Raw genomic sequence first — 12,752 nt, forward strand, 5'->3', positions numbered from 1 at the left:
GGGCACCGGGGCGGCGCCGCCGGACGCGTTCGCCTCCCCGCGGATGTGTCGTGCCCGGATGTGCCGCCTCCCGGTCCGGCGGCCCAGGCGCTTGGCCGGTCCGGAGTGCCTCGCAGGTGTTGCGGTGCGCACGACCGGGTTGCACATCCGCGCAATTCAGGGCAAAGGGCTGTAGACCATGCTGCATGACTCAAAAGCGTCCTGGCGGCAGCGAGCGTGGGTCCCGGCTCGCGGTGCGGAGTGTTGCCGGGCAGGTTTTCGTACTGCAACTGACCATCGTGCTGCTGCTGGTGCTCGCCGCCGCCGCGGGCCTGGCCTGGCAGGCCCGCCTGGCCGACGTCCGCAGCGCCCGGGAGCGCTCCCGGACGTGTGCCGCCACGCTGGCTCTCTCCCCCTCGACGGCCGCTGCCCTGCGCTCGTCCCGTCCGACCGGGAAGCTGCAGCCGGTGAGCGTCCGGGCCGGCCGGGAGTGCGGGATCGACTTCGTAGCGGTCCTCAACCGTGCGGGCGTCCGGCTCAGCGACCCCCTCCCGAAGCTGATCGGCAAGCGGGCCTCGGGCGACTTCAGCCGGGCGCTGGCCGGCCGGTCCTACACCGAGCAGTTCGAAGGGCAGCCCAAGGACTCGGTCCGCGCGGTCGCACCCGTGCAGGACCCGGACGGCACAGTCATCGGGCTGGTCACGGCGGGCGTCGACCTGGCGACCGTCTCGGCCAAGCTGGACCGCGAACTGCCGTGGGTGGGAGCCGGCGCCGCGGGCGCCCTCCTGCTGGCGACCCTGGGCGCCGGTCTGGTCAGCAGACGGCTCAACCGGCAGACCCGCGGCCTGGGTCCGGCGGAGGTGACCCGCATGTACGAGCACCACGACGCGGTGCTGCACGCCGTACGGGAGGGTGTGCTCGTGCTGGACGGCGCCGGTCGGCTGGTGCTCGCCAACGACGAGGCGCACCGGCTCCTGCGACTGCCGGACCACGCACAGGGGCAGCAGGCCGGCGACCTGCGGCTGGAACCGGGCATCGCGGGGCTGCTGACCTCCGGCCGCTCGGCCAGCGACGAGGTGTACGCCGTCGGCGACCGGATGCTCGCGGTCAACCAGCGCCCCACCGGGTCCGACGGCGGTCCGGCCGGGAGCGTGGCCACGCTGCGGGACACCACCGAACTGCGGGAGGTCGCCGGACAGGCCCAGGTCGCCGCGCAGCGCCTGGAACTGCTCTACACCGCGGGCCTGCGGATCGGGACCACGCTCGATGTGGTGCGCACCGCCGAGGAGCTGACCGAGGTCGCGGTCCCCCGGTTCGCGGACGCGGCCACCGTCGACCTGCTCGAACCGGTCATCGGCGGGCAGGAGCCGCTGCCCGGTCCGTCCGCACCCGCCGTCCGCCGGGTCGCGCTGCGCTTCGAGGGCGGCGCCGTCCCGCCGCTGCAACCGGTGGACAGCAGCCCCTCGGGCCCGCCCCTCCCGGTGTCTCAAGGGACCGGCGGAAGCGGTACGGGCGACGGGGAGGGCGGGGACACCAGGGGAGATGGTGGCGGCAGGGACGCCGGAGCCACGGAAGACCTGGCCGAGTCGGTCCTGGAGCCGGACCTGGCCGCCGCCACCGACTGGCGCACCGCCGACCCCGAGCGCGCCGAGCGCATGCTCCGGGAGGGCTTCCACTCGTTGATCACGGTGCCGCTGCGGGCCCGCGGCACCGTGCTGGGCCGGGCCTGCTTCTGGCGCCGGGACCAGCGCGCCTTCCAGGCCGAGGACCTGGCCTCGGCCGAGGAACTGGTCACCCGCACCGCGGTCTGCGTCGACAACGCCCGGCGCTACGCACGCGAGCACGGTCTCGCCGTCACACTCCAGCGCAGCCTGCTGCCCGGCGGACTGCCCGAGCAGAACGCCGTCTCCGCCGCCTACCGCTACCTGCCGGCGCGGGCGGGGGTGGGCGGGGACTGGTTCGACGTCATCCCGCTGCCGGGTGCCCGGGTGGCGCTGGTGGTGGGGGACGTGGTGGGCCACGGGCTGCACGCGGCCGCCACCATGGGCCGGCTGCGCACCGCGGTGCACAACTTCTCCTCCCTGGATCTCCCCCCGGAGGAACTGCTGGCCCATCTGGACGAGTTGGTCACGCGCATCGACCAGGACCCCACGCTCAGCCCGGACACCGCGGCGGTCACCGGAGCGACCGTGCTGTACGCCATCTACGACCCCGCCTCCGGCCGCTGCCAGTTCTCGGGGGCGGGCCATCCGCCACCCGCGCTCGCCTACCCGGACGGCACCACCGCCGTCCTGGAAGCTCCCGAGAACCTGCCGCTCGGCCTGGGCACCTCGCCGTTCGAGACCCGCACCCTGACGCTGCCCGAGGGCAGCCGGCTGGTGCTGTACACCAACGGACTGGTCCAGGTCCGCAGCCGCGATCTCGACGAGCGGCTGGAGATGCTGCGCGCCACGCTCTCCGGCACCTGCCAGGGCCCCGAGGAGACCTGCGGTGCCGTGCTGGAGGCCATGCTGCCCGACCGGACCAGCGAGGACCGCGACGACATCGCGCTGCTCGTCGCCGAGACACGGCTGCTGCCGTCCTCCCGGATCGCCCGCTGGGAGGTTCCCAGCGATCCGGAGGCCGTCGCCCCGGTGCGGGCCGACTGCGCGGCCCGGCTGGTCGAGTGGGGCCTGGAGGAGACGGCCTTCACCGCGGAGCTCATCCTCAGCGAGCTGATCACCAACGCCATCCGCTACGGCGCGCCCCCCATCACCGTGCGGCTCCTCTGCGACCGCTATCTGACCTGCGAGGTCTCGGACAGCAGCAGTACCGCACCGCACCTTCGGCGCGCCACGACCGTGGACGAGGGCGGCCGGGGGCTGTTCCTGATCGCGCAACTCGCCCAGCACTGGGGGACCCGCTACACCGCGGAGGGCAAGACCATCTGGGCCGAACTGTCGCTGGACGGCGCGCCGTCGGAGGTGCCGCTGGTGTGACGCCGCGCGGGCGCGCGGCGGCTACTTGCCGCCGCCCAGCTCGAAGAGGAGGAACAGGAACCCCGCCAGCAGATGACCGGCCACCACGTACACGAACAGCCGCAGCGCCAGACCGCGCGGGAAGCGGCCGTCGCCGCGCTCCTCGCCCGGTTCGTAGCGGCGCTCGCGCCGGGGAGGCGACTGCCGGGAGGCCGGCGCGGACGAGGGGGACTGCGGTTCCGGTGCCTGCTGGGAGGAGGTCATGGCGGGCCCTTCTGTGCGCACGCGGGAAAGGGGAGGGTGCTGTGGTGGGACGGGGCGGCTGGTGCTCCGGGGGCGCCGGGGCGGCGTCGGCGGACGGCCCCCGGCTCAGTGCCGCGGGGTGCCGCCGGGCGCGGCGGAGCCGGCGGAGCCGGTCACACACAGCTCGGCGGTGGGAGACTGCAGGAGGGTGTGGACGAAGAGCAGGTCCGCGCCGTCCGCCGAGGCGGCCTCCAGGCGGTGCGGGGTGAGCGAGTCGAAGTGCGCCGAGTCCCCCGCCGCCAGCGTCTCGGTGACCTGGCCGAGCGTCAGCCGCAGTGCGCCGCGGCGCACATGGATCCATTCCTCGCCCGGATGGACGCGGACGAGGTCCCGCTGCGGGCCGCGCGGCACGTGGACCTGGAGGGCCTGCATCGCGCGTCCGGCCTGTCCCACCTGCCGGTAGTGCCATCCCCCGGCGTCGACGGTCGGTGTCTCCTCACCCCGGACGATCGCGTCTGCGGCCGTGGTCGTCTCGCCCAGCAGCTCACCGACGGTCGTGCCGTAGACACGGGCGAGGGTGAGCAGGAGCGGCAGCGAGGGCTGCCGCTTGCCGGTCTCCAGCCGGGAGAGGTGCGCGGGGGAGAGGCCCGCCCTGCGCGCCGACGCCTCCAGGCTCAGCCCGCTGCGCCGCCTCAGCAGGCGCATGCGGGGCGCGAACGCGGGCGCTTCTCCCGCCTCCGGCCCGGGTGCCCCATCATGGGAAGGGTTCGGACTCATACCCCGATTAAAGACACTCTTTGCCTGTTGGGCAAAACTTTTGCCTCACAGGCAAATGCGCTCCAGGCCGCTCCAGGCCGCTCCCGCCGTGAACCCGGCTCCCGCTCCTCCCGTGGTGACCTGTGAGGACGTCACATCGCCTCGGCACGCCGGGTGGTGACCGCCGCACGCCTCCGGAGCGACCGGTTTCCGCGAGCCCTTGACGAAGGTCCATACCTTCGGCACCGTTCTCTGCCGTGACGTGAGAGCGCTCACCCACCCCCACACTGAAGGAGCGCATCATGAGTCCGTCGATCACGCCTGTGCGGAACCACTCCGCACGAAGCGGCCGTCGGCGAAGCCCCTCTCCCGCCGGCGCCCCGGCCGCGCCGACGAGTGCCGCGCACGGCGCCGCACCGCTGGCCGACAACGATGTCGGTCTCCCCGTTCCCCCCACCGCCGCCGTCAACGGAGGTTCCGTCCGATGAGTCCCGTCAGCCGCCGCGCGCTGTTCCGCGGCGCCGCAGCCGCCGCCGTCACCGTCCCCGCCGCCGGGCTCGTCGCACAGCAGGCGACCGCGGGCAGCCTCTTCCGGTCGACGGCCGCCGCCGGACTGTCGTTGAAGATCGTCAACAACAGCGGCGCCTACGACAGCGGGTCGATCCACGTCTACATCGTGGGCAACGACGGCACGAACCAGTGCCACGTCACTCCCGAAGGCGAACTCAAGCCGGTGCAGCTGTCCGACAACGGCCCGGACGGCTACACCGACTACGCCATCCCCCTCACCGGCACCGAGACCACGGTCTCGCTGCCCGAGATGTCCGGCCGCATCTACGTCGCCTGCGGCGAGAAACTCAAGTTCAAGGCCGTCGAGGCCGACACCGGCGCCGCCCTCGCCTACCCCGCCGCCTGGGTCGAGTCCGACCCCAACTACCCGGTCGTGCACGACTGTGCGGAGTTCACGTACAAGGGCGGCGCGATGTACTGCAACACCACCATGGTCGACATGTTCAGCGTGCCGCTGGCCATCGGGCTCAAGGGCACCAAGCAGCAGACCACCGGCACGCTCAAGCCCGGCGCCCGCGACCGGATCTTCGACTCGGTGCGTTCCGTCGAGGCGTTCTCGCAGCTCGTCATCGATGACAAGCGCGTCATAGCCCCGGGCCACGGCCTGGGTGCCGGCCGTTTCGCGGAGGACTACTTCGCGCCGTACATCGACCAGGTCTGGGCCGCGTACCAGAGCAAGGATCTGAAGGTCACCACCAACGCCGGAACGTTCACCGGCCGGGTCGTCGGCGACCGGCTGTCCTTCTCCGGCCCGGCCGAGGTGTCCTTCGGCAAGCCCTCCACCAAGGACGTCCTCTTCTGCGACGGCGCACTCGCCGCGCCCAACGACGGCACCACCGGACCCGTCGCCGCCATCCTCGGCGCCGCCTTCAACCGCACCACCCTGCTCTCCGCCGCCGACCAGCCCACCACCGACCCCGCCGCCTTCTACCAGGGCGACCTCACACACCACTACGCCAAGGCCATGCACGCTGCCACGGAGGACGGCAAGGCGTACGGCTTCGCCTTCGACGACGTGGGCGGTTTCGCCTCGTACATCGAGGACGGTGCCGCGAGCGAACTGACGCTCACACTGACGCCCTTCGGGTGACGGCCGCGGGGGACGTCCGCCGTCCGCCGCCGGTCCGGGGACGGGCGACGGATCCGGGGCCGGCGCGGATCGCCTGACCGTCCCGGGGCACCCGCCCGATCCGGGCGGCGCCGAGGCGCGGGAGAGCCGCGCCTCGGCACGGTGCTCCGCCGCCGTCCGCACCGGGAATGCCGGACGGTGGCGACGGCCCGTCCTGGACGGGTGCCGGTGAGATCGCTGTCACCAGCCGCAAACGGTGGTGACCTTCGTCATCGGGACATGCCGCCGATGCCGCATACTCGACCGGATGCCGGCTCCGGCAAGGCGGGAGTCGGACCTCATCAGCGATCAGATCGAAGCCTCGTCGGCCGGCGAAGGCGCGGCGCACGGGCGCAGGATCATGAGCGAGTCCTCCAGGGTCGCCACCATGGCAAAGGGGAACCGGTCGAGCTCGAGACAGAGCGCGACGTCATCAGGATGGGCTCCTGCGCGCACACCCTCCGCCAGCTCGGCGGCAGCTCGCGATCCGGCAGCGCGGCGGAGGAACTCGGCTGCGTGCGTCGCGGCCTCGGTCGCCCTCCGGGCGATGTACTGAGCGCACGCCAGATCTTCATCGGCCCGCCCGTCCTCGCCAGTGACCACGAACGTGACACTGTCACTCTTGCGCTTCCGCAGGAGCCGAGCCGTTGCCTCCGCCACCACGAAGCCGGTGCACAGCACCAGCGATGCCTCCTTGACCGCAAGGGCGCCGACCGTCCCCGCCGTGGTCTTCTGCACGACGGTCCGTCCGCCGAGGTCGATGGACCGCAGCAGGCCCGGCGAGTTGACGGTGTCGAACCCAGGTGCCGGTGGACCGTCTTTGAGCGCCACCCAATCCGGGTGGCGAGCCTTGAGCGCCAGGGCCTCGTCCGGCGACCCGGCAAGAACGATCTTTTCCGCCCCCTGCTCGAAGGCCCAGGCAGCCACCGTGAAAGCACGCATGACGTCGACGACGACGGCTACGGACGGGACTTCGGCCAGCTCGGCGATGCCGAGGAAACGAGCGTCCATCCGGTCATGATCGCCCATGCCCGACCCGAAGCAGGCGGACGGTGACGCGCATCACATCGATGGTCCCGGTGCACCACCTCCGGCTGCCTGCGTCGCGGAAGCAGTGCGCAACCAACGCGACCCCACCGCACGTGACCCTCGCCGTCTGCGGCTGGTGACAGCGTTCCTTCCGGCGCCCTGGATGCGCCGTCGGCCTCGCCGGACCTCCCGCGGTCGGGCACACCTGCCGGTTCGGCACGCCGACTCGCGGAACCGCGGGCTCAGCGCCGCTCGGCGCACACGAGGAAGATCCTGCGGACGCCGGGGACGTCCCGCGGGGACACCGGGTCCCGCCAGCGGCCGTAGTGGGCACTCTCGTCACCGGGCTGGACGACCTCGGCGGTGAAGCGGTGCCGCTCGAAGAGGGCTTCCGGATCGTCGGTGCCGAACCGCCAGGGGCAGCCCCACCGGGCGAAGACCTCCAACTGGCCGCGCGCATGGGCCGAGGTCAGTGCCTCGGCGTTGACCAGGTCCCCCGCGACCAGGCTGCCGGTGGCGGTGACGGTGCGGAGGCGCTGCAGCAGCCGGTGCACCTCGGTCCCGTGCAGGTAGGGAAGCACGCCTTCGAGGAGCCACACGGAGGGCGCCGTCGCGTCGTATCCGGCCTCTTCCAGACGGCGCTCCCAGCCGGGAGCGGTCAGATCGGCCGCGATCATCCGATGCGCCACCCGGGGGCGTGCTCCGGCGAGCCGGCGCCGCTTGTGGTCCAGCACGGAGGGGCGGTCGATCTCGAAGTAGCGCACCGACTGTGCCCACTCCAGCCGGTAGGGGCGGGAGTCGACCCCGGATGCGGCGGACACGATCTGGGTGTGCCGGCCCCGGGAGACGCGCTGCAGGAGGTCGTCGAAGAAGCGGGTGCGGATGGCGTTGACGTCGAGGCTGTCGGGCATCGCGCGCCGCCGGTGCGGTGGGAAGGTCGCGCCCCACATCTCGTCCAGCAGCTTCGGCCCCTCGTCGCCGCACAGCTCCTGCGCGTACGGGTCCGCGTAGAGCCGGTCCGGCCGTTGGCTCTCCAGCGCACGCATGGCGGCGGTCAGCAGCGCTGTGCGTCCCACCGCGTCCATCGTCTCGGTCATGACGTCCTTTCCGGCGGCCGGCCGCCGGCTGCCGACTTCCGGTGTCGGTTCGGCCGACGGCCCGGTCAACAGCCCTCGGCCACGGCCTCGATGAGCGACGCGTGCGCGGAGAGGGTGTCCACCCGGCGTACGGTCAGTCCTGCCCGCGCCAGGAGCTGCTCGTACTCCCGGCGCGTGCGCCCCTTCCCGTTGAGTACGGTCATCATCAGCATGTCGTGGGTCTTGCCGGGATGCGGCTCGTTCCCTTCCGGGATCAGACCGTTGACGACCAGCAGCCGGCCGCCGGCCGGAGCCGCGCGGCGGCATGCGCGCAGGATCCGCACGCACTCCTCGTCCGGCCAGCTGGCCAGCACGTGCTTCAGCAGATACACATCGGCGCCGGCCGGGACCGAGGAGAAGAAGTCGCCGGCCTCCGCCTGCCACCGTCCGGCCAGTTCGGGGATGTCGAGCACATGCGAGGCGATGACCGGCTCCCGGTCGAACAGGACGCCCGTCACCGCCGGGTTGCGCAGCAGGATCGCCTTCAGCAGGCCGCCGCGCCCGCCGCCCACGTCGACCACGCGCCGCACGGAGGAGAAGTCGAAGGCGCCCGCGACATCGTCGCTCAGCGTCTGCGAGAACGCCGCCATGCCGGCGTGGAAGGCCGCCCCCACCTCGGGGTGCGCAGCGAGGTGGTCGTAGAAGGGGATGCCGTAGACCTGCTCGAAGGCGGTGCCGCCGGTGCGCACCGCTTCCGGCAGCCGGGCCGCCGGGAGCCAGAAGACGTCCTCTCCGCGCATCATGACGTAGTCGCGCAGCGACCCGTCCACGCCGGTCCGCAACGGTTCGGCGAGCGGGGTGAGGTGGAAGCGGCCGGTCTCGTCCTGCCGGAAGACGCCCTTCGTCGCGAGGAAGCGCAACAGCCTCCGCAGGTGCGGGCCGTGTGCCTGCGCCGACCGGGCGAGCTGGTCCGCGGTGCGCGGGCCGTCGGCCAGGTGGTCGGCGATGCCCAGGCGGGCCGCCGTGTGGAGGGCGGCCGAGTAGAGGTAGCCGAAGGACAGCTCCAGCAACTGGCCGGCCGGGTCCGCTGCGGCTGCCGGAGTGTGCTGGGCGTCCGGACGGGCGGCACTGGTCATCAGCTGGGTCCTCTCTCGTCGCGCGGCTCGCGCGGCGGCTCGTGCTCGCGCGGGACGCCGGCCCGACACTTCGTGCTTCCGGGAGTGACGCGACCGCTGTACGCGGAGTGGCCGTACGGGGTGCCGCCCGGCCGCGGTGCGACGTGCGGGGTGCGACGTGTCGTGCGTGTCTCGGATGTGGTGCGGCCGGTTGGCGCACGGTCCGGGCCAGTGTGCGGAGGGCGGGTCGTGCGGTGGTCGAGGGGCGCAGGAGGGCAGGCGTGACGGAACGGGCGTGCTCGTCGTCGACTGCTCGTCATGCCTGCGTCAAGTATCGGCCGAGTCCGTTCGCGGACGATCGGCCGCTCCGTACCCGCTTCACCCCACCGGTTCCGCAAGGAGGCTTTTCATGGCCGACGCATCCGCCCGTACCGCGGTACAGGGCTTCGCCGACGCGGCCGCGCAGCGCCGCGCCAACCGTGCCACGGTCGAGAAGTATCTGGAACACACCAAGGGCCGGAAGCGGCTGCGCCGCCACGAACTGTTCGCCGAGGAAGGCAGCGGGGGGCTGTGGACCAACGACACCGGCGCCCCCATCGAGATCACCGGGCGGGCTCGCCTGGCCGAGCACGCCGTCTGGTCGCTGCAGTGCTTCCCGGACTGGGAGTGGTACAACATCCAGGTTTTCGAGACGCAGGACCCGCGCTTCTTCTGGGTCGAGTGCGACGGGCACGGGAAGATCAACTTCCCGGGCTATCCGGAGGGGTACTACGAGAACCACTTCCTCCACTCGTTCCGCTTCGACGACCGCGGGCAGATCCTGCAGAACCGGGAGTTCATGAACCCGTTCGAGCAACTGCGCGCGCTCGGCATCCCGGTGCCGACGGTGCGACGGGACGGCATCCCCACCTGACCTCCCGCCCGCTGCCGACCCCGTGGACCCGCCGGGAGCCCCTCGCGGCGCCTCCGCCCGTACCGACGGCCCGCGCGCCCCCACCCCGCACCCCCGGCGCCGCCCGAGCGGCGCACCCCACCGCTGGCACCGCCGCCCGGCGCCACCCCCGGCAGCCGCGGGGAGTTCCACCGCACGACAGAAAGGCACCGCTCCCATGCCAGGCATCCCGCCCATCGCGTCCTACCCGCTTCCCTCCTCCCACCAGCTGCCGGCCAACACGGCCGACTGGAGCGTGGACCCGGACCGGGCAGTGCTGCTCGTCCACGACATGCAGCGGTACTTCCTGGCGCCGTTCCCCGGCACCGTGCGCGCGGAACTCCTCGGCAACGCCGCACGGTTACGCACCCGCTGCGCGGCCCGCGGCGTGCCCGTCGCCTACTCCACCCAACCCGGTGCGATGAGCACCCGGGACCGCGGCCTGCTGAGGGACTTCTGGGGCCCCGGGATGCGCGCCTCGGCCGACGACCGCGAGGTGGCCGAGGAACTGGCCCCCGCGGCGGGCGACTGGCTGCTCACCAAGTGGCGCTACAGCGCGTTCTTCCGCTCGCCTCTGCTGCGCCGGATGCGCGAGGCCGGACGCGACCAGCTCATCCTGTGCGGCGTGTACGCGCACGTGGGTGTGCTGGCGACGGCGCTGGACGCGTACGCGAACGACATCCGGACGTTCCTGGCCGGCGATGCCGTCGCCGACTTCTCGCAGGACCGGCACCGGATGGCCCTCACCTACGCGGCGGAACGCTGCGCCATGGTCGTCTCCACCGATCGGCTGCTCGCGCAGGTCACGTCATGAGCGGCGCGCTGTTCGAGCGGGTGCTCGACGACCCGTCCGCGCCGTTCGCTCTCCTCCACCGCCCCCACGGCGCGCCCGGACGCGGTGCCGACCGCCTGGAGGTCCTCGTCGGGCCGGTCTCCGCGCACCCGACGCTGGCGCGGATACCACTGCCGGAGCATCCGGTCCCGGAGCGCCCCGACAGCGCCGGGCGGTCCGGCGACACCGCGGCCGGCACGGCTCCCGGGGACGGAGGACACCGCCACGAGACGCTCGTGCTCATCCCGTACCGCCAGCTCACCGAACGCGGCTACGCGTGCGTCGACGACGCCGCCCCGCTCGTCGCGCTGACGGTCACCGGCCAGGAGTCGCTTCCCCTCGCCGAGGCGCTGCCCCGGCTGCCGCGCACGGCGACCACACTGGTCAACCAGCGCTTCGTGCCCGGAGACACGGAGTACGCGGACACCGTGCGCCGCGTCGTCACCGAGGTGATCGGGCGCGGAGAAGGGGCCAACTTCGTCATCAGGCGGGACTTCGTCGCCGACCTCACCGACTACTCCGGTGAACTCGCCCTGGCCTCCTTCCGCCGGCTCCTGGAGAGCGAGTCGGGTGCCTACTGGACCTTCCTGGTGCACACCGGGGAGCGCACACTGGTGGGGTCGAGTCCGGAGCGGCACATCAGCCTGCGTGACGGCACAGCGGTGATGAACCCGATCAGCGGCACCTACCGCTATCCGCCCGGCGGCCCGGAACTCGCCGGGGTCCTGGACTTCCTCGCCGACCGCAAGGAGGCCGAGGAACTGTACATGGTCGTCGACGAAGAGCTGAAGATGATGGCGCGGGTCTGCGAAGCGGGAGGTCGCCTCGCCGGGCCGTACCTGAAGGAGATGGCCCGGCTGGCCCACACCGAGTACTTCATCGAGGGGTGCACGGCCCGCGGCGTGCGCGAGATCCTGCGCGAGACGCTGTTCGCGCCGACCGTGACCGGGAGCCCCCTGGAGAGCGCGGCCCGGGTCATCTCCCGGTACGAGCGGCGGGGCCGCGGCTACTACAGCGGCATCGCGGCCCTGATCGGGCGGGACGCGCGCGGCGGCAGGACGCTGGACTCCGCGATCCTCATCCGGACCGCCGACATCGATGCCACCGGGGAGGTCCGCATCGGCGTCGGTGCCACGCTCGTCCGCCACTCGGATCCGGCGTCCGAGGCGGCCGAGACCCGTGCCAAGGCGGCAGGACTCATCGCGGCCCTGGAGCCGGGCTCCTCCCGATCCTTCGCCGCCCATCCGCGCGTGCGCGGTGCGCTGGCCCGGCGCAACGAGCCGCTCGCGGACTTCTGGCTGGCCGAGGCCGCAGCCGGCCGGACACCGGAGCCCGGGCCGCATCCGCCGGGACCGGGCGGCCTCCGTCGCTCCGCGGGCTTCCCCGGTTCCTCCGAAGCCCCCGGGGCCGCCGGTCCCCACGCCGCACACGGTCTCGACGGAGCTGCCGGACTGGCCGGCCGGAGCGTCCTGGTCGTCGACATGGAGGACACCTTCACGGCCATGATCGCCCTTCAGCTGCGGGCTCTCGGCCTGCGGGTGAGGGTGTGCCGCTACGACGAGGAGGTCGCGTTCGACGTCTGCGACCTGGTGGTGATGGGACCGGGCCCCGGCGACCCGCGGGACCTCTCGTGCCCCAGGATGGCCCGGCTGCATGCGGCGATCGGCTGCCTGCTCGAGCGGCAGCTTCCGTTCGTCGCCGTCTGCCTCAGCCACCAGGCCCTCTGCCGCCGGCTCGGGTTCCCGCTCCTGCGCCGGGACGCTCCCGATCAGGGGGTGCAGCGGGAGATCGACCTGTTCGGCGTCCGCGAACGGGTCGGCTTCTACAACACGTTCGCCGCCCACGCCCGGCACGACAAGACCGATGTCGACGGGGTGGGCGTGGTGGAGGCGGCGCGGGATCCCGGGACGCAGGAGATCCACGCGCTGCGCGGGCCGCGGTTCGCGTCGATGCAGTTCCACGCCGAGTCGGTGCTCACCCGGAACGGCCCGCGCATCGTGGGCCGCGCTCTCCAGGCCGCACTCGGGCGGTGACCCGGCACCTCGGCGCCCGGCCAGGGACCCGGCACCCGGCACCCGGGCCCGGAGCCGGCAGCCCGGCCGGCCCGGAGCCCGGACGAAGCGGCCCGCGCCGCTCCTCTTCGCCCACCACATGGA

General features: G+C 72.9%; 10 protein-coding genes. 5 read left to right on the forward strand and 5 right to left on the reverse strand.

Annotated features, from left to right (window positions below; translation table 11 throughout):
* Positions 1-185: 185 nt before the first annotated feature.
* Positions 186-2,957, forward strand: a complete 2,772-nt coding sequence (locus ACFYMO_RS04895) for a SpoIIE family protein phosphatase (RefSeq protein WP_388544264.1) — start codon at positions 186-188, stop codon at positions 2,955-2,957.
* A 21-nt stretch (positions 2,958-2,978) separates the two neighbouring features.
* Here ACFYMO_RS04895 and ACFYMO_RS04900 read toward each other — a convergent pair whose 3' ends face one another.
* The gene (locus ACFYMO_RS04900; RefSeq protein WP_366770064.1) at positions 2,979-3,200 is read right to left on the reverse strand and encodes a DUF6126 family protein; all 222 of its coding nucleotides are present in this window, start codon (positions 3,198-3,200) and stop codon (positions 2,979-2,981) included.
* A 105-nt stretch (positions 3,201-3,305) separates the two neighbouring features.
* Positions 3,306-3,956: an XRE family transcriptional regulator gene (locus ACFYMO_RS04905; RefSeq protein ID WP_366770063.1), complete on the reverse strand. Its 651-nt coding sequence runs from the start codon at positions 3,954-3,956 to the stop codon at positions 3,306-3,308.
* 463 nt (positions 3,957-4,419) lie between these two features.
* On the opposite strand from ACFYMO_RS04905, the gene ACFYMO_RS04910 reads away from it, so the two are divergent.
* Positions 4,420-5,595 (forward strand): beta-1,3-glucanase family protein, encoded by a 1,176-nt coding sequence (locus ACFYMO_RS04910; protein WP_388544268.1) that lies wholly within the window; start codon positions 4,420-4,422, stop codon positions 5,593-5,595.
* 327 nt (positions 5,596-5,922) lie between these two features.
* Here ACFYMO_RS04910 and ACFYMO_RS04915 read toward each other — a convergent pair whose 3' ends face one another.
* The 3 genes from ACFYMO_RS04915 to ACFYMO_RS04925 form a co-directional block, all read right to left on the reverse strand.
* Positions 5,923-6,624, reverse strand: a complete 702-nt coding sequence (locus ACFYMO_RS04915) for a 2-phosphosulfolactate phosphatase (RefSeq protein ID WP_388544271.1) — start codon at positions 6,622-6,624, stop codon at positions 5,923-5,925.
* Positions 6,625-6,884: 260 nt separating this feature from the next.
* Complete coding sequence (locus tag ACFYMO_RS04920) at positions 6,885-7,739, reverse strand: SAM-dependent methyltransferase (RefSeq protein ID WP_366770060.1); 855 nt, start codon at positions 7,737-7,739, stop codon at positions 6,885-6,887.
* A 65-nt stretch (positions 7,740-7,804) separates the two neighbouring features.
* Positions 7,805-8,854 carry a methyltransferase gene (locus ACFYMO_RS04925; RefSeq protein ID WP_366770059.1) on the reverse strand — a complete coding sequence of 350 codons (1,050 nt, stop codon included), beginning with the start codon at positions 8,852-8,854 and terminating at the stop codon, positions 7,805-7,807.
* A 388-nt stretch (positions 8,855-9,242) separates the two neighbouring features.
* Here ACFYMO_RS04925 and ACFYMO_RS04930 point away from each other — a divergent pair, with 388 nt between their 5' ends.
* From ACFYMO_RS04930 to ACFYMO_RS04940, 3 genes are all read left to right on the forward strand, one after another.
* A complete protein-coding gene (locus tag ACFYMO_RS04930; RefSeq protein WP_366770058.1) occupies positions 9,243-9,746 on the forward strand; it encodes a PhzA/PhzB family protein in 504 nt (167 codons plus the stop codon).
* Positions 9,747-9,942: 196 nt separating this feature from the next.
* A complete protein-coding gene (locus tag ACFYMO_RS04935; RefSeq protein WP_366770057.1) occupies positions 9,943-10,578 on the forward strand; it encodes an isochorismatase family protein in 636 nt (211 codons plus the stop codon).
* A complete protein-coding gene (locus tag ACFYMO_RS04940) occupies positions 10,575-12,629 on the forward strand; it encodes an anthranilate synthase family protein (RefSeq protein WP_366770056.1) in 2,055 nt (684 codons plus the stop codon). The genes ACFYMO_RS04935 and ACFYMO_RS04940 overlap by 4 nt, the downstream gene beginning before the upstream one ends.
* The last annotated feature ends 123 nt before the right edge of the window (positions 12,630-12,752 follow it).

It is taken from the genome of Streptomyces sp. NPDC007025 (genome assembly GCF_042869455.1).
GTDB lineage: Bacteria > Actinomycetota > Actinomycetes > Streptomycetales > Streptomycetaceae > Streptomyces.